Below are 21497 nucleotides of genomic sequence, written 5' to 3' on the forward strand. Positions count from 1 at the left end.
CAGGAGGCGGTTCCCAGACCACCGGCGTCGTCAGCTGCGAAGGACCAAAGACTCTGCCGGGGCGCGGGTTCCGGTGCTTGAGTGGGCACTGGGTACCGCGGTCAGCGCCCTTCCTCCGGCCGGTGGGGAGGCGCGGCTGCTTCCATCGCGTCTCCAGGAAGGTCATGAGGTGGTGATCGGCAATCTTCGATATCACCGGGCACTCTGGGCGGCTATCGGCCTTCTGGCCCTCGCCGCAGCCGTCCGGGGTGTCGCCGATCCCGGGATCTATTCGGGTGTGGTCACCCCTGGCCTCGTTCCCGGTGCCTATTCGCAGGACCTCATCTCCGTTGCGGCGTCAGTTGGACTGATTTTCCTGGCATTCAGGGCCCGCCACGGGAGCGCCAAAAGCCAAATTTTTGCGCTGGGCCTCCTTGGCTACCTCTTCTACGCCTACGGTATTTACGTCATCGAGAGAACCTACAACGGGTTCTATCTGGTCTACATGGCAATCTTCGCTCTCTCCTTCTGGACGTTGATGGCGGCCATAACAGGCCTGAGGAGGGACCCGGGGTTGCCGACGCTTCCCCGCGCCCTTCGGATTGTGTCTGCCGCGGGGGCGCTCCTGCAGCCGCTGATTTTCTATCCGCTCTGGATAGCGATGCTGCTGCCCCTCATGAGCGCCCGGAACCAGATTGATTCCCTGTACTCGGTCTTCATCCTTGACCTGTGCTTCATCATGCCTGCCTTCCGGCTGCTGGCTGTCCTGACGTTCAAGTCCCGGCCGCTGGGTTTGCTCCTCCTGCCAGCGCTTTACGTTTTGGGTTTCACCCTCATCTTTTCCCTCGCGCTGGGTGAGCTCGTGAAGCCGCTGTTTGCTGCGGACATCAATCTTCAGGCGCTCTTACTTTCGCTTGGCCTCTCCACGTTCTTTGGCATCCTCGGCGGCCTGCACCTGCTCAAGCTGGAACTCCCCGCACAGCCGCCGGAGGAGAATCAGCGGCCAACAAAGAAAAGACCGCTCGATGCCCAAACCGGGAACTGAACGGGCACGCCATGGCTGACTCGCCCACGGCCGCCGCAGCGTTGTCGCCTTTCGATGCTGTGATCTTCGACCTCGACGGGGTAGTGACGGACACGGCAAGCGTGCACGAGGCGGCCTGGAAACAACTTTTTGACGAGGTGTTGGAAGACCCGCGGCTTACCGGGCAGGCCCAACAGGGTTCCTTCAGCGCGGCTGACTACCTGGACTACGTGGATGGCAGGCCGCGTGAAGACGGCGTCCGGTCCTTCCTGGCCTCCCGTCATGTCACACTGCCGGACGGCAAGCCGGGCGACGCTGCGGGGGAATTAACAGTGCACGGCCTGGCCAAGCTCAAGGACCGGATCTTCAAAGAACTGCTGGGACGGGATGGTGTTCGCACCTTTCCCGGAACGGTGGCGCTGATTGACAGGCTGCGCGCATCACGGATCCCCGTGGCCGTGGCAACGTCGAGCCGTAATGCGTCCGCTGTTTTGGCGGCTGCAGGCCTCGCCGGCGCCTTCAACCTGGTGATGGACGGGGTCATTGCCGCCGAGCTGGGCCTTCCCGGCAAACCTGACCCGGCGGTGCTGCTGGAAATCGTGCACCGTTTGGGGGTCCCGCCGGCCCGTGCCGTGGTGATCGAGGATGCCATCGCCGGGGTGGAGGCCGCCCGGCGCGGCGGCTTCGGCCTGATTGTCGGCATTGACCGGGCCGACAAGCGAGCCGACCTTGAGGCGGCGGGCGCCGACGTCGTACTGACTGACGTGGGGCAGCTGGACCTCGGACGCGTCCTCACCGACCCGTGGCGCCTCGTCTATGAAGGCTACGATCCTGCCCAGGAAGGACACCGGGAGGCGCTGACCACCCTGGGGAACGGGTACCTGGCTGTCCGCGGCGCTGCTCCCGAAAGCAGGATGAGCGATATCCACTACCCCGGAACATACCTTGCGGGCGTTTACAACCGGCTGGTGAGCAGGGTGCAGGGCCAGGACGTCGAGGACGAGCACATGGTCAATGCTCCCAACTGGCTGGTGTTTGACGTGCGGCTGGAGGGATCCGACTGGTGGTCCAGGGGCGGCCTGAAAGTTCTGCGGGAACGGCGGGTGCTCGACATGCGCCGGGCGATCCTCGAACGGGATGTCATTCTGGAGGCACCGGACGGGCGGCGGCTGGCCGTGAGTCAGCGCAGGTTCGTGTCGATGGCCCAACCGCATCTGATGGCTCTCAGCACATCCCTCACTGCCGTGGGGTGGAGCGGTCCGGCAGAGATCCGCAGCGGAGTGGACTGTGGAGTCACCAATGAGAACGTCCCGGAGGACGCGCTCCTGTCCCACCACCACCTGGTCCGCCTGGGCGTGTCAGACCCGGCAGGCCCGGTCCCGGTTGTGGAAGTGGAAACAAGCCAAAGCCACATCCGGATCGCCACCGCCGTGCGTACCGAAATTTCCGGAAAGAACGACGACGGCGGGCCGGGGGAGGAGGAATGGGTTTACTACCGCGCTTGGAATCTTGAGCTGACCGAAGCAGAGCCCGTGGTGATCACCAGGACGGCGGCAGTGGTCACTTCCCGTGACCACGCAATTTCCTCGCCCGCGGTGGCTGTGAGGTCTGTGCTCAGGGCTGCCGCCCACGACTTTGAGCAGTTGCTCTCCGAGCATGAGGATGCCTGGGGCAGGCTCCTTGGACTGTTCGCCACCGAAATTGATGGCAGCCCCCAGATACAACTCATCCTGAACCTCCATGTTTTCCATCTGCTCCAAACGCTCAGCCCGCACACCGCTGAACAGGACGCAGGCGTACCCGCGCGCGGGCTGCACGGGGAGGGTTACCGCGGCCACATCTTCTGGGATGAACTCTTCGTCCTGCCCCTCCTCACGTCAAGGATGCCCTTCGTGGCGCGTTCCGTGATCAACTACCGTTGGCGCAGGCTGCCGGCGGCCCGCGAGGCTGCCGCTGCATCAGGGCTCCGCGGAGCACTCTTCCCCTGGCAGAGCGGGAGCGACGGGAGGGAGGAGACTCCCCTCTGGCTGTTCAACCGGCGCTCGGGCCGGTGGGTGCCGGACTACTCACACCTGCAGCGGCACGCAGGCCTCGCCGTCGCCTTCAACGCATGGCAGTATTTTCTGGCCACCCAGGACAGGGAATGGCTCTTGCGCCACGGCGCCGAGTTGTTAGTGGAGGTGGCACGGCTGGTGACCTCCATGGCCGAACATGACCGGCAGGAGGACAGGTTTCATCTTCGAGGCATCATGGGTCCGGACGAATATCACACGGGCCACCCGGACAAAGACGGGGCAGGGCTGGACGACAACGCGTACACGAACGTGCTGGCCGCATGGGTATGTGCCCAGGCATGTGGCATCATGACGATGCTCCAGGGACACGACCTCGACGAGCTCCAAGCGCGCCTGCACATTACTCCTTCGGAAGTGGCACGGTGGGGCCACATCAGCCAACGAATGTTCGTACCGTTCCATGACGGCATCATCAGCCAGTTTGCCGGTTACGAACAACTGCAGGAACTCGACTGGGAGCACTACCGCACCGCCTACACAAACATCGAACGCCTGGACCTGATCCTGGAAGCAGAGGGGGACAGCACCAACCGGTACCGCCTGGCCAAGCAGGCTGATGTGCTGATGCTGCTCTATGTCCTGGGCGAGAAGGAACTGACGCGGTTTTTGGCCGGCCTCGGCTACGACGTGACCAGTGCCCAGATTGAAGCGACTGTCGACTACTATCTGGCCCGCACGGCGCACGGCTCCACCCTCAGCCGGGTGGCCCACGCATCGGTGCTGGCGGCAAAGGATCCGGAGCGGGCCTGGAGTACCTTCCGTGAGGCCCTGAGTGCGGACCTTGACGACACCCAGGGAGGCACTACCCGGACTGGCATCCATCTTGGCGCGATGGCAGGAACCATCGACGTGGTGCAGCGAAGCTTCGCAGGCCTCAGGTTTACCAGTGACGGGCTTCTCTTCTCCCCGAAGATGCCGAAAGGGATTAGAACAGTGTCCTTCGAGTTTCGATACCGGGACCATCTGCTCGCAGTCAATCTGGAGCATGGCCTGTTGACCCTGACAGCTGCCCCCGGGGACGCTCCCGCCATCTGGCTGCAGGTCGGCTCCGACCGCACCCTCCTCGGCGCCGGCGAGACCCGGCAGTTTCCGCTTGCTGCCGGCTGACCTTAATTCATGAAGCGGTCATTTCCGGCTTGGGGGAGCGCTCCGTCCTGGGGGAGTGCGCCACGAGGACAGGACAGTGCGCGTGGGCAACGCAGGCTGCGCTGACAGATCCGAGCAACAGGCCGGCGAACCCGCCATGCCCGCGGCTTCCGACCACAACCATCGCCGCGTCCCTGCTTCCCTCAATGAGAACTTCCCGTGCCGACCCGTGGATGAGCCTGGCAGTGAAATTGCGTGGACGGTTCAGCCCAAAGGCCTCGGTCAGCGCATTCTCAAGCTTCTCTTCGGCTTCGTGGCCGAACCCCTCCACGCCCATCGCCAGATAGCCCTCATAACCCGACGGGTATTCCCAGCACCCCCAGGCCTCTAGGCGCATCCCCAAGGCCTCTGCCATACGGGTCCCCAGCCGGAGTGCCTCGATGGAGGCCTCCGAACCATCGACTCCGACGATGATCTTTTCCTCAGCGACATTGACCATGGTCATCTCCTCCCGCGCACAGCCTTCCTCACAGCATGTTGCCGGCGGGCCCGGGCGAACAGGGTCCAAGGTCACGGCAACTGCGCCGCACATCCGGGACGCTGAATGACCTTTGGCCCTAGACGCTGCTGCCCCCCGGGTGGAACCTGTCAGCGAACCAGGCTTTGGCGAATATGGAGTAGCAGTGGCGCAACGAGAGGGTCCGCCCCGATCCGGACTGGACGCGGCCGGTTTGAGCTCCGAACGTGCCGCGGCATTGCTGAGGGAGTCGGGACCCAACGTTCTACCGGAGGCGAAGCCCGTGCCTCAGTGGCGCAAGCTCCTGGGTGAGCTGACACATTTCTTTGCCCTGATGCTCTGGTGCGCAGCTGTCCTGGCCTTCGTCGGAGGGATGCCGCAGTTGGGGTTTGCCATCATCGTGGTGGTGCTCGTTAACGGGATCTTCGCCCACATCCAGCAGGAACGTGCACAGCACGCGGCCGCGAAACTGCGCGGATTGCTGCCGGCTGAGGTCTCCGTCCACCGGGACGGGCACCCGCGGAGAATTCCCGCCAGTGAACTGGTCCCGGGTGACGCCATCATCCTGACGGCGGGTGACAGGGTGCCGGCCGACGTCGTCCTGGTTCTTGGCTCAGGCTGTGCCTTGGACGAGTCGCTGCTGACAGGCGAAAGTGAAGCAGTGCAGAAAGCCAGGGGCGAGCCTGCCTGGGGCGGGACATTCCTGGTCAACGGCGAGGCCGAGGCGGTAGTGACCCACACCGGTGCGAACACCCGGCTCGCCGGAATCGCGAAGCTGACCAGCGGAACCGTATCTCCACCAACACCACTGGCCCGTGAGCTGCGCCGAATCGTCCGCCTGATAGCAGCTGTAGCACTGGCCGTCGCCGGGGTTTTCTTCCTCGTGTCGCTGCTGGTGGGCATCCCCTGGAGCGCTGCCTTCCTCTTCGCCATCGGCGTCGCGGTGGCCCTGGTCCCCGAAGGCCTGCTGCCGACCGTCACGCTTTCCCTCGCCATGGGTGCGCAGCGGATGGCGGGGCGGAACGCGCTGGTCCGCAATCTGGAGGCGGTGGAAACTCTGGGGTCCACCACCTTCATCTGCACTGACAAGACAGGAACCCTCACCCAGAACCGGATGAACGCCGTCGAAGTCTTCACGGCTGACGGCCGGGTGAAAGTGGTGGGCGATGGATACCGGCCGGTGGCTGAGATCGAGGGAACCGCTGTGGCCGCCGCAACCCGGACGGCGCTCGCAGCACGCGCGGCCTCCCAGGGCCGGGCCGTCCAGCACGGCGATGAGTGGCGCGCTGACGGCGATCCGATGGAGGCTGCCCTTGACGCCCTGGCCCGCCGGCTTTCAGGGACAGCCCTTGAGGATGCGCGGCCTGCCCGGAGGTTCGCGTTCGACCCCAGGCGCCGCCGTGAATCAGTCATAGCCGGCACCACTCTCTTTGTTAAGGGGGCACCCGAATCTGTCCTGCCGCTCTGCGGCGCGTCCATGGACGCTGCCGCGGCGGAAGTTGACGCCATGGCCTYGCGCGGGCTGCGGGTCATGGCGGTCGCCATGCGTGAGCTGCCCGGCCGCGCACAGGACTGGCTGGAATGCCAGGCGGCGGAGACCGAAACGGACCTCGTCCTGCTCGGGCTGATCGCCCTTCATGACCCGCCCAGACAGGGCGTGGGCGAGGTGATCCGGACCGCCCGCGAAGCTGGCATCCGGATAGGCATGATCACAGGTGACCATCCGGGAACCGCCGCCGCCATCGCCCGGGAAATCGGACTGGTAGGAACACCGGAACTGGTTTTGGAAGGATCGCATCTGCCGGAGGATGAACAGATCCTCGGCGCCATGCTGGACCGGGACGGCATTGTGGTCAGCCGGGTCTCCCCGGAACAAAAGCTCCGCGTGGCCAGGGCCCTGCAGAGCCGGGGCCACATCGTGGCCATGACCGGCGACGGCGTCAACGACGGTCCCGCACTCCAGGAAGCCGACATCGGGGTGGCCATGGGGCTCAGTGGAACGGACGTTGCGCGTGAAGCGTCCGATCTGGTTCTCCTGGACGACCACTTCGGCACCATGGTGGCAGCAATCGAACAGGGCCGCGCCACCTACGCCAACATTCACCGGTTCCTCACCTATCACCTGACGGACAACGTTGCAGAACTGACGCCCTTTATTATCTGGGCTCTCTCAGGCGGCCAGTTTCCCCTCGCGCTTGGCGTCCTTCAGATCCTCGCCCTGGACATCGGCACCGATTTGCTGCCCGCCCTCGCCCTCGGCGGTGAGCCACCGGGGAGGGGAGTGCTGGAGCGGGCACCGGAACGGCGCCACCTGATGGACCGCCGGCTGATGTTCCGGGTGTTCTGCGTGCTGGGTCCGGTGGAAGCGGCAGTGTCCATGACGGCGTTTTCGGTGGGGCTGTTCAGCGGCGGGTGGACGCGCGGAGACCAGCACGACGCGGGTCTGCTGACGACCGCATCCGGCGCCGCCTTCACCGCCGTTGTGCTTGGCCAGATGGCGAATGCGTTCGCGTGCCGCAGCGCTACCCGGCCGCCCTGGAAGCAGGGGTGGTTCACGAACCGCCTGCTGCTCTGGGCGTTGCTGGCCGAAATCGGCGTTTTAGCGGTGTGTCTCTACGTCAGTCCCGTATCCGCCGCACTGGGGCAACTCCCGCCGCCGCCCATCGGGTTTGCCGTGGCGGTCCTTGCGGTTCCTGCGGTCCTGGCAGCGGACTGGGCGCACAAGAGGCTAAGGCGGTCCGCTGGCAGCGGCGTGGGATAGCTCCCGCCAGCCCCCTTCGGGGTGCACGGGACCTAAGACTCTGCTGGTGCTGCGGATGTCCCGGAAGGATCGAGGCATGGCTGATACGACGGCGGCGACTGACGTTCATGTGATGTGGTTCGACGAGGTGGGGATGGGCGACGTGCCGGCCGTTGGCGGCAAAAATGCGTCGCTGGGTGAACTGACCCGCTCACTGCTGAGTTCCGGTGTCCGGGTGCCGGAGGGCTTCGCCACCACAGCCTCTGCCTATCGTTCCTTTGTGGCCGCCAACAGCCTGGAAGCGCCAATACGTACCTCGATCGAGAACTACCGCGCGGGCCGTGCAACCTTGCGTGACACCGGGGAGGCCATCCGTGAGCATATTCTCGGAGGCCAGTTCCCGCCGGACATCGCCGACGCCATCCGGGAACATTACAGGGCATTGTCCGAACGCACGGGACAGGCCAAAGCCTCGGTGGCTGTGCGCAGCAGCGCCACGGCCGAAGACCTCCCGGACGCGAGTTTCGCCGGGCAACAGGAGACGTTCCTGAACATTTCCGGGGAACGGGAGCTCCTGGAGGCCTGCAGGAAATGTTATGCGTCCCTGTTTACCGACCGGGCCATCACCTACCGGGAAATCAAGGGGTTTGACCAGCTGGAAGTAGCCCTGTCCGTCGGCGTGCAACGGATGGTGCGCTCGGACCTGGGCGCCTCCGGGGTCATGTTTTCCATCGATACGGAGTCCGGATTCCCCCGCAGTGTCCTGATCAGCGCTGCGTGGGGCCTCGGTGAAACAGTGGTCCAGGGAAGCATCAATCCCGACAAGTACCAGGTGTTCAAGCCCTTGCTGGCTGACGCGCACATGATGCCGATCATCGAAAAGACCATCGGCGCAAAGGAACGCAAGATGGTCTACAGCCGCGGCGGGCACGCGCGTACCCGGACCGTGGACACCACGGACCAGGAACGCCGTTCCTTTGTCCTCACCGATTCCGAGACGGTGCAGCTGGCCCGCTGGGCCGTAGCGGTGGAGGAACACTACGGCCGGCCGATGGACATGGAGTGGGCGAAAGACGGTTCCACCGGGGAACTTTTTATGGTGCAGGCCAGGCCGGAGACTGTGCAGGCAAGGCGCAGCGGCTCAGTCTTCAGCGTCTATCAACTCCGCGAGTCGGGCCAGCTCCTGGCGGAAGGGGCCGCGATCGGCGAATCGATCGCGCACGGCCTCGCCTGTGTGGTGCGGGATGCCAAGGACATAGACGATTTCCGGGACGGCTCGATACTGGTCACCCGGATGACGGATCCTGACTGGGTGCCCATCATGCAGCGGGCCGCCGGAATTGTCACTGACCACGGAGGTCCGACAAGCCACGCCGCCATTGTCAGCAGGGAACTGGGCGTCCCCGCCGTTGTGGGTACCGGCAACGGCACCTCGGTGCTCGAGAACGGTAAACCCATTACCCTCTCCTGTGCCGGAGGTGAGGACGGCGAGGTCTACGCGGGCACGCTGGCTTTTGACGTCGACGAGGTTGACCTCGGGGCGTTGCCCGAGACACGGACCGCGGTCATGGTCAACATCGCAAGTCCTTCAGCCGCCTTCCAGTGGTGGCGCCTGCCGGCGGCAGGCGTAGGCCTGGCGAGGATGGAATTCATTATCAGCAACCTCATCCGGATCCATCCCATGGCGCTGGTCCACCCGGAACGGGTGAACGACCCCGGCGAGACCGGGCGCATCAGGGAGCTCACGCACGGCTACCCGGACTTGCAGGAGTACTTCGTCGACGTGCTCGCCACGGGCATCGGCAAGATTGCGGCGCCTTATCACCCCAACCCGGTGATCGTCAGGCTCAGCGACTTCAAAAGCAACGAATACGGCCACCTGATCGGAGGCGGCTTCTTCGAAGTTGCCGAAGAGAATCCCATGCTGGGCTTCCGCGGGGCCTCGCGGTACTACAACGACCGCTACCGGGAAGGCTTCGCTCTTGAGTGCCGGGCGCTGAAGCGAGTGCGCGAGCAGCTCGGGTTTTCGAATGTCATTGTCATGGTTCCGTTCTGCCGGACAACCCACGAGGCCGACCTCGTGATCAAGGAAATGGCGGAAAACGGACTGACCCGCGGCGAACAGGGCCTGCAGGTCTACATGATGTGCGAGATCCCGTCCAACGTCATCCTTGCCGCGGAATTTGCCAGCCGTTTTGACGGTTTCTCCATAGGCTCCAATGACCTGACCCAGCTTGTCCTCGGGGTGGACCGTGACTCGGAGCAGCTGGCGGGGCTGTTCGACGAGCGGGACGAGGCCGTCACCTCGATGATCGGGCAGGTCATTGGCAAAGCCCACGCCGCCGGGATCAAGGTAGGTATCTGCGGCCAGGGCCCCAGCAACCATGCAGATTTCGCGGAGTTCCTGGTGAAGCAGGGCATTGATTCCATCGCACTGAACCCGGACACCTTCCTCAAGACCGTCCCGGTGATCGCCGCCGCCGAGAAGTCCCTTCCGTGACCCGCCTCGGCATTCTGAGCAGCGGCGGGGACTGCCCGGGAATTAACGCTGTGATCCGGGGTGCTGTGCTGCGGGGAGTCATTACCTACGGCTACGAGTTCGTCGGTTTCCGCGACGGCTGGCGCGGGGTGCTTGACCGGGACCTGGTACCGCTGCCGCGCCACGCGGTGCGGGGGCTCTCGCGCCTGGGTGGGACCGTGCTGGGCACATCGCGGACCAACCCGCTCAGGGATGGCGGCCCCGGGGCGGTGCGCAGCAGCCTTCACGAATTGGGCGTGGATGGCCTCGTGGCCATCGGGGGAGAAGGCACGCTGGCGGCAGCGCAGGAACTGTCAAACGCGGGGATCAAGGTTGTCGGCGTTCCGAAAACCATCGACAACGATCTTGATGCCACCGATGTCACGTTTGGGTTCGACACGGCCGTGCAGACGGCGACCGAAGCCATCGACAGGCTCCGCACCACGGGCGAGTCGCATCACCGGTGCATGATCGCAGAGGTCATGGGCCGGAATGCCGGGTGGATCGCCCTCCATTCGGGGATGGCGTCGGGCGCCCACGCCGTGCTCATTCCGGAGCAAAGGGTCCCGTTGACGCAGGTGGCCCGGTGGGTGCAGTCCGCCCACGACCGCGGACGGGCACCACTGGTGGTGGTGGCCGAGGCATTTGTCCCAGAAGGCCTGCCAGCGCCGTATTCGCCGCGGGGCCTGGACACCTTCGGCAGGCCGCGGCTGGGCGGGATCGGCCTGCTGCTGGAGAAGGAGTTGCAGGAGATGACCGGAATCGAGACCAGGGCCACGGTCCTGGGGCACATCCAGCGCGGCGGTGCCCCGACAGCCTCCGACAGGGTGCTGGCAACTCGGCTGGGCATGGCAGCTGTGGCCTCAGTTGCGGAGGGACGCTGGGGAACCATGGTCTCGCTGCGAGGCACCAGTGTTGTGAATGTCGGTTTGGCGGMCGCGATTGGCCGGCTCAAGACCGTGCCTGAGGACCGCTACCGGGAGGCAGCGGTCCTGTTCGGTTGAGCCTGCTCGGTTGAGCAGGAGCACGCATCAGCCGCGGGTAACCTGGATCTTCCTGGCGGCAGGTTGCTGGGCCTTCGCCGGCACCGGACTCCGGACTTCCAGCACACCGTCCTTGTAGGAGGCGGTGATGTCATCTTGCTGGACGCCGTCAGGCAAGGCCAGCCTCCGGACGAACGAACCGTACCGGAACTCCGAGCGGTAGCTGTCCTTCTCCTTCTGCTCAGACTGTTCCCTGCGCTCAGCCTTGATTTCGAGGGCGCCGTCAACGATCGAGACACTGACATCCTTCTCCGGATCGATGCCCGGCAGTTCGGCGCGGACCACCAGGGTGTCGCCTTCAACAGATTCTTCGACGCGGATGCCCGATGCCGCGGTATCACCTTCAAAAAGCCTTTCGATCATTTCGACGGGGGAACGCCGGGTGTCGAACCACTTCATCAAATCAGCCATTGTCTGTCTCCTTGCCATGATGACCGTTGGGGGATAAAAGTGCCTGCCAATTAAGACTCCGGCCCCTGCGCGGAAGGACCCAGAGGCTTTGGTCCCGCCAACCAGCAGCAGGCCGCAGGACGCCCCAAAGCGGCAGCACGCCGGGCGTGCGCGCCGAGTGTCCACGCCGACGGCCGGGCGGTTGAGGGCTAGGATCAGTGCATGAGCAACTCCCCGTCAGAGTCTCAAGTCGATGTTCTCGCCCCGGCCGAGTGCTGGGAGTATCTGAAGTCCTCCTACGTGGGGCGGCTTGCCGTGATCAACGGTGTTGTCCCGGAGATCTTCCCGGTGAATTTTATGGTCGTCGAAGAAACGGTGGTCTTCCGCACGGCGCCAGGCACGAAACTCCGTGCCCTCCTCAAGGGCACGGCCGTGGCTTTCGAAGTGGATGGCCTGAACCCGTACGGGACTGAAGTATGGAGTGTCGTGATCAAGGGCGTGCCGGGTCCCTTTGAAGGGGATCCGGCGAGCCTGCAGGAAGCCGGTCCCGACCGCGAACCCTGGCAGTCCGGCCTCAAGGAGCATCTGGTGCAGATCCGCCCGGCCGGGGTCTCCGGTCGAAGGTTTGCCGTGTCGCCGCGCACGCGCTGGTGGCCGCCGCAGGACTTTTCTGCCGACTGGCTCTAAGCGACTGGTCCCGTGCCCGTGCCCCTGCCCGTTACCCGGCCCGGGGCGTCGGTGCGGAGTGATCGGCCGGGTAGCGTAGTGCGTGGAGCCGGCCCAATACCAGCACGGCCAGGCTCGCGGCCGCCGCGGCCGCGAGGGAGGCCGCCAGGAGTTCGGGCGGAGGCCACTCCAGCATAAAGAAATCCGTCAGGAGCGGTACGGTCATCAGCAGGGCAAGCCCGGCGCACATGGCAGCCACGACGGCCAGCCGGAGGCCGCTGACTGGCCGGCTGACGGTCGCCAGGATGGTGAGGGCCACCAGGGAGAGTGTCAGTACCGCTGCTGTCCGGTTGGCGCCGGCGCTGAAAGCTCCCACGGCCAGGGAGTACGCCTGCACGGCGAGGACCGCCGTCGTCACAATAACTCCTGCCGGGATGGCAAGGGACAGCGAGCGCCGCAGGAATCCCGGCCTGTAGCGCCGGGTGTTTCCCATTAGCGCCAGGAAGAACGCCGGGATGCCGATGGTGAGGCCGTCCGTGGCAGACAATTGCCGGGGGAGGAACGGATAGCTCCACATCAGTGTTCCGAAGATCACCGAGAGGCAGAAGGCGTAGGTTGTCTTGCTGAGGAACAGCACCGAGACCCGTTCAATGTTGGCAATGACCTGGCGGCCTTCGGCGAGCACGGCGGGAAGCCGGTCGAAGCGCCCGTCCAGGAGCACCAGGCGGGCCACAGCTTTCGTGGCCGGTGCCGCGGAGTCCATGGCTATACCGATGTCCGCTTCCTTGAGGGCCAAGGCGTCATTGACGCCGTCGCCGGTCATGGCGACGGTGTGGCCCATTCTTTGCAACGCCAGGACCATGTCCTTCTTTTGTGCCGGCGTGACACGGCCGAACACGGAAAAGCTGTTCAGCGTTTCTTCCATCAGCTGCGGGTCTGCCGGCAGTTGCCGTGCGTCGTAGCCGGCACCGGCGTCGAGCCCTACCTCGCGTGCCACGGCCCTCACCGTCCTGTGGTCATCGCCTGAGAGGACCTTTACGTTGACGCCTTGCTGCCGGAAGTACGCGAGGGTCCGGGCTGCGTCGGGACGCACCTTCTCCCGGAACGTCAGGAGGGTGGCCGCAGCCAGCCCCGCGGGCAGTTGCACCTCATCGGGGTCCTCACGGGAAAGCAAGGCAGGCGTGTACGCCAGCAGCAGGGTGCGCAGGCCCCGTGACGCCAGGCGGCGGGACTGGACAAGGAGATCCTCAGTGGACGCGCCCGCTGCGCCGCTCCCGGTTAGCACCATCTCCGGAGCACCCAGGACCCAGGTTCCCGCGGCAGCGTGCGGGCGTTCGAAACTGGCGGCGCTCCATTTCCGGGCGGACGAAAAGGGAACGACGGCGGCCGGGGCGGCGCCGCCGTCGAACGCGAAAGTGGGTGCCAGGCAGCGGGCGGTGGCATTGGCGTGGGGGTCCGCGCCGAACCATCCCAGCGCATCCCGCCATCCCGGGGGAAGCTCCTGTCCGGTGCCGTGAAGGCCGGCGTGGTGAACGTCATCGAAAACCACCCTGCCCTCCGTGAGGGTGCCGGTCTTGTCGATGCACAGGACATCCACGCGGGCCAGCCCCTCCACAGCGGCGAGTTCCTGCACCAGCACGTTGAGGCGGGCCAGGCGTGCGCCGCCCACGGCGAACGCCACGCTGGTCATCAGTACCAGGCCCAGGGGGATCATGGCGATGGCCGCTCCTACCGCCCCGACGAGTGCCTCCTCCCAGGCGCCGGTCCTGAAAGCGGCCTCCCAGCCGCCCTTCGCCTGCATCTGGCCGTTGGTGATGATCGCCACGACGGGAAAGAGGGCCCAACTGATCCAGCGCAGGACGCGGTGGATCGCGTTGCGGATCTCGGAATTAACCAGGGAAAAACGTTTGGCTTCGGCGGTGAGCCGGCTGGCGTACGAGCCCGCACCGACGGCCACCACCCGGGCCCGTCCCTGGCCTGCCGTGACGGTTGAGCCGGACAGGACGGACGAGCCCCTCTCTTTGCCCACGGGATCTGATTCGCCGGTGAGGACCGATTCGTCCATTTCCAGGCCGTCGTCATCGATGATGATGGCGTCCGCCACAACCTGGTCGCCCGCCTGCAGCACGCAGATGTCGTCCATCACCACGTCAGCCACCGCAACGTCCTGGACGCGGCCGTCACGGAGGACACGGGCTCTCGGGGCATCCAGGACGGCCAGCCGGTCCAGAAGCCTTTTGGCCCGGTACTCCTGGACAACGCCGATGACGGCGTTGCTGAGCGCGGCAAAGCCGAAGAGGGCGTCCTTCCATTGGCCCAGGAGGAGCAACAGCAGGAAGCAACCGCCAACAATGCCATTAAACAACGTCAGCACGTTCGACCGAAGGATCAGCCACAGGCTTCGGCTCGAGTCCTCCGGTGCTCCGTTGGCCAGGCCCGCCAGCGTCCGTTCCCTGACCTCGCCGGCGGAAAGGCCGGACCCTGCGGGAGCCTCAGCCCCGGACGGACGGGGAGCCGCTGCCGTGCTCACTAATCTCCTCAGGGTGCCGGCGGCAGGGCTGCGGCGAGCGTCCCCGCCCAACTCGCTGCCTTCTCCAGCTCACCGCTCCGAAGGGGCCCTTCTGTGCCCCGGACGTAGAACGGGGCCGGGTCGGAGATGATGGTGGCGCCGGCCTCCTTCAGCAGCCTCGTCATCTTCCTTGCAGCGTCGCCATGGATAAAGAAACGGACGCGGGTGTCGAACGCTGCGGCGTTGATGCCTTGGAGCTTGCCGTCGCCCAGCTGTGCCAGCAGGTCCGTGATTTTGGGGGTGGGCCGCCAGCCGTTGATGGGGGACCCGAGGACCAGGAGGTCGCCGCCTGACATGGTGGCAGGGTTGAAGTCCGTCACGGTGACCGCAGCAGCGGGCAGGGGTTTGAGCCCCTGCACTACTGCGTCTGCAACGGCCTTGGTGTTCCCGTAGGCGGAGTCGTAGACGACGTGGGCTTTCATGCCGATATGACCACCTTCAGGGCGTTGGTCTCTGCAGCCCTGGCGAACGTGTCGTAGGCCTCCAGGAACTGATCGAAACTGAAGCGGTGCGTCGCAAATTTTTCCGCCGGCAGCTTCTTCTGGGCCACGAGCTTCAGCAGCATCGGTGTGGTGTTCGCGTTCACGAGTCCCATGCTGATGTTGATGTTCTGGATCCAGAGGCTCTCCACATGGAGTTCCACGGACTTGCCATGGACCCCGACGTTTGCGACGTTCCCGCCTGGCCGGACGATCTCCGTGCACATACTGAAGGTCGCGGGAATGCCCACTGCCTCGATCGCCACATCCACGCCCTGGCCGTCAGTCAGGGCCAGCACCTGTTCCTTCCAGTCGGCGTCGCCTGAAACCACAACGTGCGTGGCCCCAAACTCACGGGACTTCGCCAGCCGGTTGCGGTCGAGGTCCACGGCGATGATGCTCGCCGCCCCATAGAGTCCCGCTGTGGCGATGGCGGCCAGCCCAACCGGGCCCGCCCCCACCACCGCCACCGTGTCGCCTGGCTTCACGCGTCCGTACTGGACTCCGATTTCAAAACCCGTGGGGAGGATGTCGGACAGCATGACCGCCTGCTCGTCACTGACTCCCGGTGGCAGCAGGTGCAGGGAGTTCTCCGCGTAGGGGACGCGCACGTATTCGGCCTGCGTACCGTCGATCAGATGGCCGAACACCCAGCCGATGCCCGGCGCTCCCTCGTCACCCATGCAGTGCGAATAGAGGCCCACCTTGCAGTTGGCGCAGTGACCGCAAGACTTGATACAGGAGATGATGACGCGGTCGCCCGGTTTGAGGGTGGTTACTGACGAACCGACCTCCGTGATGGTGCCCACACCTTCGTGGCCCAGGATTCGGCCTTCCGTCACGGCCGGCACATCGCCCTTGAGGATGTGCAGATCGGTCCCGCAGATGGTGGTGGTGTCCACCTTGACAATGGCGTCGGCGGGATTCCGGATCGCCGGATCGGGCACATCTGTCCAGGACTTTTTCCCTGGGCCGCCGTAAACGATAGCTTTCATGTCCGTTCGTCGCTGTTGATGATCATGGGGTCCACGGGGCGGGCGGGACGCTGCTCCACCTCAACGATGGCGCCCCGTTGCCGCCGCGGTAAGGGACAAAAGTCCCGGGAGTCCGACGGCGGTGCCCGCGGCGGCGCCGTCGTCAGGTGCTTGGAAGGGTTCAGTTGCGGTAGATCAGCACCGGGCCCGTCGCATGGTGAAGGACGGCATGGGCATCAGATCCGACAGTTCCCTTCAGAAGGCCGTGGCCTTTGCTGCCGACCACTGTGAGGGAGGCGCCGCGGGAGGCATTGAGTAATGCCCGGGGGACGGAATCATCCCGGACAAGGTCGTGGCCGATCGCCACGTTCGGCGCAAGGGCCCGGGCATCGTCAGCCACCCTCAGGAGGAGACGACGGGCCGCTTCATTGCCTCTTCCGGTTGCGTAGGTCAGGCCGTCGTGGGGCCGGATGACGTGAATGATCGTCAGTCCCGCTCCCGTGGCGGTGGCGAGGTCACAGGCAAGCCGAAGCGCTCCCGCGGACCCGGACGAGTCGATCCCCACCACAACGCGTCCCCGGGGGTGCTTATCGAACCGGATCACCGCGACAGGGCAGGAGGCCGTGGCGGCCAACTCCAGGCTGACGGATCCCACGAGAAGCCCCAGGAAACCCCCGATCCCGCGGCTGCCAAGAACCAGCATGCGGGCGTCGCCCGCCATCCGCCGAAGGTGGCCTGCGGGCAGGCCGTACAGGAGGCTGCCCTGGACCGGGACCCCGGGCGCCACGGACAATGCCTCAGCTTTCCCCTCCTCAAGGATCGCCTGGGCCTGATGTTGCAGGCCACTGCCTGCAACGCCTTTGACCGGTCCGAGGTCTTGGGTCAGCAGGGGCCACAATGAGCAATGAATCACCTGCAGTTCACAGTCCAGGTGAGCTGCGTGCCGGGCAGCCCAACGCACCGCAACGGCTGCCTCCGCCGAACCGTCGTAGCCAACAACCACGCGCTCAGGCGGGGACATGGCTGGACCCGGTCTGGCCACCCCCTTCTGCGGAAAGCTGCCCGGGAGCAACCGAGAATGCTGCCGGCAGGTCGGTGCCGTGCACCACGAGGACAGGGCATTTTGCGTGCTCGGCTACTGTTGCGCTCACAGCACCCAGCAGCAGGCCTTCAAATCCGCCACGGCCGCGGCTGCCCACAATGACGAGGTGCGCAGTTCTGCTTTCTTCGACCAGGACTTTGGCCGGCGGGCCTTGGGAGGCGACCATTTCCACCCCGGGGGGAGCGGCGCCGGCGAACGCCTCGGCCACAGCAGCAGCACACACGCTCCGGGCTTCCTCCTCGGGGTTCCAAAGGAGGGGGGTGAAAGTGCCCACGGCGATCTGGAACTGCCAGCACGTTACTACCCGGATGTGGGCCTTGAGCAGCGGGGCCAGCGCCCGGGCCCAGCGAAGTGCCGTGATGGACGGAGCGCTCCCGTCCACTCCCACCACTATGGCGTTCACGTCACGGGTTTGTTCCATGGTCTTCCTCACCCTCCTGGCTGACCACCACCACCGGACAATGCGCGTGTGCTGTGCAGGCGGCGCTCACCGAACCCATAAGCTGTCCGAGCAAGCCGCCGCGGCCCCGGCGGCCCACGACGAGCAGTTGGGCGGTGCGGCTTTCTTCCACCAGGACCTTCGCAGGCGAACCCACTTTGACCACCGCAGAGAGGTGTTCAGGGCGCTCCTGGCCGAAGGCCCTCTCAATGGCCTGCTCCATCAGGCGGCGGGCAATGGCCTCAAGTTCCGCCGGGGTGCCGAGGTCACCGCCGGGGGGCACACGTTCCGGAAGATAGAAATCGGAGTAACCCAGGCACGTGACAACGTGCAGCGGAGCGCCCAATGCGGATGCCAGCCGGCCGGCGAGGCGCAGCGCCGCGGGGGAGTATTCCGAACCGTCAATTCCAACCAGGATGCGTTTGCTTTCAGTCATGGCAATACCTTTCCCCAGGAGCCGGCCGTGCGCCTAGGGCCGAAGGGCACCAAAGGTGCAGCGTTTCCGCCCTCATCTCAGGCTGATCGGAGCAGCACGGCAGCCCCCGTGAACCGGTCTCCGGAAAGGTCAAGCAATGCCTGGGCCGCCGCTGTCCAAGGGTAGGCCACAGTGGTGGGACTGAGGGGGATTCTCTCGGCCAGCGCCAGGAATTCCCGGCCGTCGGCTCTGGTATTGGCCGTAACACTGCGGAGGCGGCGTTCTTGGAAGAGGTCCCTTTGATAGTCAAGGGCCGGAATATCGCTCAGATGGATTCCTGCGACCGCGAGGGTCCCGCCGCGGTCCAATGCCCGGAGCGCAACAGGCACCAGTTCGCCCACCGGTGCGAAGAGGATGGCCGCGTCCAGCAGCTCAGGCGGCTCGGCCTCGGCGGGCCCGGCGAAGCCGGCTCCCAATTCCAAGGCGAGTTTTTGCGCCGCCGCCGATCGTGTCATGACGTAGACGCTTGCGCCCTCGTAGATGGCCATCTGGGCCGTCAGGTGGGCTGATCCGCCAAAACCATAGATGCCCAGCCTGCCGCCCCGGGGGAGTCCGGAGCACCGAAGTGCCYGGTATCCGATGATCCCCGCACAGAGCAACGGCGCGGCTTTCTCATCGGAGAATACGTCGGGCAGGGGGTACACATAGTCCTGGTGGGCGACCATCAGCTCCGCGTAGCCGCCGTCGGTGTCCCAGCCGTTAAACGTGGGGCTGAGGCAAAGATTCTCCGACCCGCGCCGGCAGAACCGGCACGAACCGCACGTCCGCGCCAGCCAAGCAGCCCCCACACGATCGCCCAGGCGGAATCGGGAACTGCCCGCTCCCAGCCCCGCCACCTCGGCCACCACCTCATGGCCAGGGATCCTGCGGGCGCCACGGGGACGGAGGTCTCCCTCGGCAAGGTGAAGATCTGTGCGGCAGACGCCACAGGCACGGACGGACAGCAGGACTTCATTCGGCCCGGGTGACGGATCGGGCCGCTCGCCCAGGCGCAAGGGGCCGGACGCGATGGGACCGGGCTCCTCCACCCACCATGCCCGCATACAGGGTCATTCCAGCCCGGCGCGGGTTGCCTCATCCAGGGAACCGCCCCAAGTGAGCGGCGCAGCGATCTTGAAACGACGCCCACTCACTTCCTCCGGCACTATCCGGAGGAAGTGGTCCTTCGGGCCGGTTTCCCAAGGAAAGAGTAAGTGCCCAACAGAGGCAACCAGTTCGGGTGTGCGGGACAGTGCCGTGGCAGGCCCTTTCACCACAACACTCCAGGCGACGCCCGCATCAATGTCAGCACCATCGGCCTCAAGCGCCACCATTTTGCCCAAGGCAGACGCCAGCTTGGTGCCGGCACCGGTCCGGAAGACCAGTGATTCATGGTGGACTTTGTAGTTGATGGGAAAGATTTCGGGGTGGTCCTGAACCCAAACGGCAAGGCGGCCAACGGAACCGCCCCGCAGCAGCCGCCAGCATTCCTCCGTCGGTAGTTGGGCGGTCTCCGGTATCGATGCATCTGTGGTCATGCCCACGAGCATAGGGTCGGTAGGGTTGGGGACGTAGGGCACAAAGACCCCTAAATCCCGGCCTGCGGTCATGGAGGAAATGCTCGGTGAGGCGTATTCTGTGTGCAACTGCTGCAGCCGGTCCATTTACGTGTGCGTCACTAGTGGTGTGTGCGTCAAATACCGCGGAAGGCGGTTTCGGTGAGTGAATCCGTCCGGCAGACCGCTAACGGCCCGGAACCAGCCATTACCTCCCGCATGGACGATCTTATCAACGACTTTGTTGACCGTGCCGGGGAATTAGTGAGCGCCCAGCAGCGGATGCAGGGGCTGTTGAACGCTGTGGTTGCACTCGCTGAGGACCTTAGCCTGGAGGCCGTCCTGCTCAGGGTTGTCAGTTCCGCATGCCACCTCCTGGAAGCCGAGTACGGAGCGCTGGGAGTCATCGGAAGCGACCATGGCCTGAGCCACTTCATCACAGTGGGAATAGAGGATGACCTCGCCCGCAAGATTGGCCCCCTCCCCACGGGCCATGGCGTTCTTGGCCTACTGATCCGGGATCCGAAGCCGCTGCGACTGCATGATCTTAGCCAGCATCCGGATGCCTACGGTTTCCCCAGACATCACCCGCAGATGAAGTCTTTCCTCGGTGTGCCGGTCCGGGTACGGGATTCCGTGTTCGGCAACCTCTACCTCACGCAGAAGAAGGGCKGGGGCGACTTTACCGACGAGGATGAAGGCCTCGCGGAGGCGTTTGCTGCTGCCGCCGGCGTCGCCATAGAAAATGCCAGGCTTTACGATGAAGCCCGGCGCAGAACAGCCTGGCTTCAGGCATGCATGGACGTGACCGGCAAGGTGATGGGCGAGGAAGAAGAATCGGACGGCCAGGACGAGGGACTGGACATGATCGCCGCCAGAGCACTTCAGGAGTCCGGCGCCTCGCTTGCCCTGATCCTGGTTCCGGAGGAGGATTCCGACCTTTTCCGCGTGGCGGGAGCCGCGGGAAGCGCGGCCCCGGAATGGGCTGGACGGCTTTCCTTGTTTGATCCAAAGGCGGTTGAATCCGTCCTCGCTACGGGTCAGGCGGCTGTGATTGAAGACGCTTCTGCGGCCCTCGGCGGGGGTTTGGTGCCGAACGACGGCCGGCTCCTGGTAGTGGACCTCAGCGCCCGCGGCACCCATCACGGGCTTCTGGTCCTGGTGCGTGAGGGTGCAGCAGGAACGTTCAGTAAGACGGATGTTGAGATGGGTGCCGTTTTCGGTTCACATGTGGCTCTTGCCCTTGAACTGGCTCGTGCGCACCGGATGCGGGAGCAACTTGCAGTATTCACTGACCGCGACAGGATCGCCCGTGACCTGCATGACCTCGTCATCCAGCGGCTCTTTGCAGCGGGGCTCAGCATCCAGAGCCTCCGGCGCCTGATAACGGGCGAGTCGGCCGCGCGGACCCTTCAGACGGTTACCGCCGAACTTGACGAAGTTATCAGGGAGCTTCGCAACACCATTTACTCCCTGAACGGTTCCGCCATGGAGAAGGAACTTCTCAGCAGCCGTGTGCTCCAGGCGGTCCGCGGCGCTGCGCGATCGCTTCGGTTTGTTCCCCGGCTTACCCTGACAGGGCCCATTGACGCGATCAGGGACGAGGAAACCGCATCAAACATCCTGGCCGTAGTTACGGAGGGGCTAAGTAATGCCGTCCGGCATTCGGGGGCGGATTCCATCCGCGTGTCCATTTCCGTGGAAGACGGATTCGTCTACGTCCGGGTCCAGGACAATGGCGCAGGCTTCAGCGTCCGCACGCCCGGTAACGGAATGACCAATATGCAGCACAGGGCCAGCAAGCTCGGCGGCACTTTCGAGGTCTCCAGTTCCCCGGAAAGCGGAACGGCGCTGACCTGGAAGGCTCCTGTGTTCTAGCTTGGCCA

The 21497-nt window shown here is 65.1% G+C and carries 17 protein-coding genes; 7 read left to right on the forward strand and 10 right to left on the reverse strand.

Going from position 1 to position 21497, the window contains the following annotated elements; genetic code table 11:
• The first annotated feature begins 169 nt into the window (after window positions 1-169).
• Both AC1DIM_RS02210 and AC1DIM_RS02215 read left to right on the forward strand, forming a co-directional pair.
• On the forward strand, window positions 170-1024 hold the full coding sequence (locus AC1DIM_RS02210) for a hypothetical protein (RefSeq protein WP_477708859.1): 855 nt from the start codon (window positions 170-172) through the stop codon (window positions 1022-1024).
• Between the two features lie 11 nt (window positions 1025-1035).
• On the forward strand, window positions 1036-4185 hold the full coding sequence (locus AC1DIM_RS02215; protein ID WP_477708860.1) for a beta-phosphoglucomutase family hydrolase: 3150 nt from the start codon (window positions 1036-1038) through the stop codon (window positions 4183-4185).
• Window positions 4186-4192: 7 nt separating this feature from the next.
• On the opposite strand, the gene AC1DIM_RS02220 is transcribed toward AC1DIM_RS02215, so the two are convergent.
• A complete protein-coding gene (locus AC1DIM_RS02220; RefSeq protein ID WP_477708861.1) occupies window positions 4193-4663 on the reverse strand; it encodes a universal stress protein in 471 nt (156 codons plus the stop codon).
• Window positions 4664-4880: 217 nt separating this feature from the next.
• On the opposite strand from AC1DIM_RS02220, the gene AC1DIM_RS02225 reads away from it, so the two are divergent.
• The 3 genes from AC1DIM_RS02225 to AC1DIM_RS02235 all read left to right on the forward strand — a co-directional run bounded on the left by AC1DIM_RS02225 (window position 4881) and on the right by AC1DIM_RS02235 (window position 10943).
• The gene (locus AC1DIM_RS02225) at window positions 4881-7442 is read left to right on the forward strand and encodes a cation-translocating P-type ATPase (protein ID WP_477709105.1); all 2562 of its coding nucleotides are present in this window, start codon (window positions 4881-4883) and stop codon (window positions 7440-7442) included.
• 76 nt (window positions 7443-7518) lie between these two features.
• Entirely contained in the window at window positions 7519-9921 is a 2403-nt protein-coding gene (gene ppsA, locus AC1DIM_RS02230) for a phosphoenolpyruvate synthase (RefSeq protein ID WP_477708862.1), read from the forward strand.
• Window positions 9918-10943, forward strand: a complete 1026-nt coding sequence (locus AC1DIM_RS02235) for an ATP-dependent 6-phosphofructokinase (protein ID WP_477708863.1) — start codon at window positions 9918-9920, stop codon at window positions 10941-10943. Before ppsA ends, AC1DIM_RS02235 begins: the two co-directional genes overlap by 4 nt.
• A 27-nt stretch (window positions 10944-10970) precedes the next feature.
• On the opposite strand, the gene AC1DIM_RS02240 is transcribed toward AC1DIM_RS02235, so the two are convergent.
• Window positions 10971-11393, reverse strand: coding sequence for an Hsp20/alpha crystallin family protein (locus AC1DIM_RS02240; protein ID WP_477708864.1), 423 nt, complete (start codon window positions 11391-11393; stop codon window positions 10971-10973).
• Window positions 11394-11594: 201 nt separating this feature from the next.
• Here AC1DIM_RS02240 and AC1DIM_RS02245 point away from each other — a divergent pair, with 201 nt between their 5' ends.
• On the forward strand, window positions 11595-12059 hold the full coding sequence (locus AC1DIM_RS02245) for a pyridoxamine 5'-phosphate oxidase family protein (protein ID WP_477708865.1): 465 nt from the start codon (window positions 11595-11597) through the stop codon (window positions 12057-12059).
• A 31-nt stretch (window positions 12060-12090) separates the two neighbouring features.
• On the opposite strand, the gene AC1DIM_RS02250 is transcribed toward AC1DIM_RS02245, so the two are convergent.
• The 8 genes from AC1DIM_RS02250 to AC1DIM_RS02285 all read right to left on the reverse strand — a co-directional run bounded on the left by AC1DIM_RS02250 (window position 12091) and on the right by AC1DIM_RS02285 (window position 19719).
• A complete protein-coding gene (locus AC1DIM_RS02250; protein ID WP_477708866.1) occupies window positions 12091-14568 on the reverse strand; it encodes an HAD-IC family P-type ATPase in 2478 nt (825 codons plus the stop codon).
• A gap of 8 nt (window positions 14569-14576) precedes the next feature.
• A complete protein-coding gene (locus AC1DIM_RS02255; protein WP_477708867.1) occupies window positions 14577-15029 on the reverse strand; it encodes a flavodoxin family protein in 453 nt (150 codons plus the stop codon).
• Complete coding sequence (locus tag AC1DIM_RS02260; RefSeq protein WP_477708868.1) at window positions 15026-16081, reverse strand: zinc-dependent alcohol dehydrogenase family protein; 1056 nt, start codon at window positions 16079-16081, stop codon at window positions 15026-15028. Before AC1DIM_RS02260 ends, AC1DIM_RS02255 begins: the two co-directional genes overlap by 4 nt.
• A gap of 160 nt (window positions 16082-16241) precedes the next feature.
• Complete coding sequence (locus AC1DIM_RS02265; protein WP_477708869.1) at window positions 16242-17081, reverse strand: universal stress protein; 840 nt, start codon at window positions 17079-17081, stop codon at window positions 16242-16244.
• The gene (locus AC1DIM_RS02270) at window positions 17068-17583 is read right to left on the reverse strand and encodes a universal stress protein (protein ID WP_477708870.1); all 516 of its coding nucleotides are present in this window, start codon (window positions 17581-17583) and stop codon (window positions 17068-17070) included. The genes AC1DIM_RS02265 and AC1DIM_RS02270 overlap by 14 nt, the downstream gene beginning before the upstream one ends.
• Window positions 17567-18037: a universal stress protein gene (locus tag AC1DIM_RS02275; protein ID WP_477708871.1), complete on the reverse strand. Its 471-nt coding sequence runs from the start codon at window positions 18035-18037 to the stop codon at window positions 17567-17569. The genes AC1DIM_RS02270 and AC1DIM_RS02275 overlap by 17 nt, the downstream gene beginning before the upstream one ends.
• Before the next feature lie 77 nt (window positions 18038-18114).
• Window positions 18115-19119: a zinc-dependent alcohol dehydrogenase family protein gene (locus AC1DIM_RS02280; protein WP_477708872.1), complete on the reverse strand. Its 1005-nt coding sequence runs from the start codon at window positions 19117-19119 to the stop codon at window positions 18115-18117.
• A 6-nt stretch (window positions 19120-19125) separates the two neighbouring features.
• Window positions 19126-19719, reverse strand: a complete 594-nt coding sequence (locus AC1DIM_RS02285; RefSeq protein ID WP_477708873.1) for a pyridoxamine 5'-phosphate oxidase family protein — start codon at window positions 19717-19719, stop codon at window positions 19126-19128.
• Window positions 19720-19773: 54 nt separating this feature from the next.
• On the opposite strand from AC1DIM_RS02285, the gene AC1DIM_RS02290 reads away from it, so the two are divergent.
• Entirely contained in the window at window positions 19774-21489 is a 1716-nt protein-coding gene (locus AC1DIM_RS02290; protein ID WP_477708874.1) for a sensor histidine kinase, read from the forward strand.
• Window positions 21490-21497: the final 8 nt, after the last annotated feature.

Source organism: Pseudarthrobacter sp. 01T43 (genome assembly GCF_056398665.1).

Excerpts from the sequence above, each read along its gene's own strand:
- AC1DIM_RS02215 (WP_477708860.1), top strand. The coding sequence starts at position 1,036 with ATGGCTGACTCGCCCACGGCCGCCGCAGCGTTGTCGCCTTTCGATGCT.
- AC1DIM_RS02220 (WP_477708861.1), bottom strand. The coding sequence starts at position 4,663 with ATGGTCAATGTCGCTGAGGAAAAGATCATCGTCGGAGTCGATGGTTCG.
- ppsA (WP_477708862.1), top strand. The coding sequence starts at position 7,519 with ATGGCTGATACGACGGCGGCGACTGACGTTCATGTGATGTGGTTCGAC.
- AC1DIM_RS02240 (WP_477708864.1), bottom strand. The coding sequence starts at position 11,393 with ATGGCTGATTTGATGAAGTGGTTCGACACCCGGCGTTCCCCCGTCGAA.
- AC1DIM_RS02245 (WP_477708865.1), top strand. The coding sequence starts at position 11,595 with ATGAGCAACTCCCCGTCAGAGTCTCAAGTCGATGTTCTCGCCCCGGCC.
- AC1DIM_RS02255 (WP_477708867.1), bottom strand. The coding sequence starts at position 15,029 with ATGAAAGCCCACGTCGTCTACGACTCCGCCTACGGGAACACCAAGGCC.
- AC1DIM_RS02260 (WP_477708868.1), bottom strand. The coding sequence starts at position 16,081 with ATGAAAGCTATCGTTTACGGCGGCCCAGGGAAAAAGTCCTGGACAGAT.
- AC1DIM_RS02265 (WP_477708869.1), bottom strand. The coding sequence starts at position 17,081 with ATGTCCCCGCCTGAGCGCGTGGTTGTTGGCTACGACGGTTCGGCGGAG.
- AC1DIM_RS02270 (WP_477708870.1), bottom strand. The coding sequence starts at position 17,583 with ATGGAACAAACCCGTGACGTGAACGCCATAGTGGTGGGAGTGGACGGG.
- AC1DIM_RS02275 (WP_477708871.1), bottom strand. The coding sequence starts at position 18,037 with ATGACTGAAAGCAAACGCATCCTGGTTGGAATTGACGGTTCGGAATAC.
- AC1DIM_RS02285 (WP_477708873.1), bottom strand. The coding sequence starts at position 19,719 with ATGGACCGGCTGCAGCAGTTGCACACAGAATACGCCTCACCGAGCATT.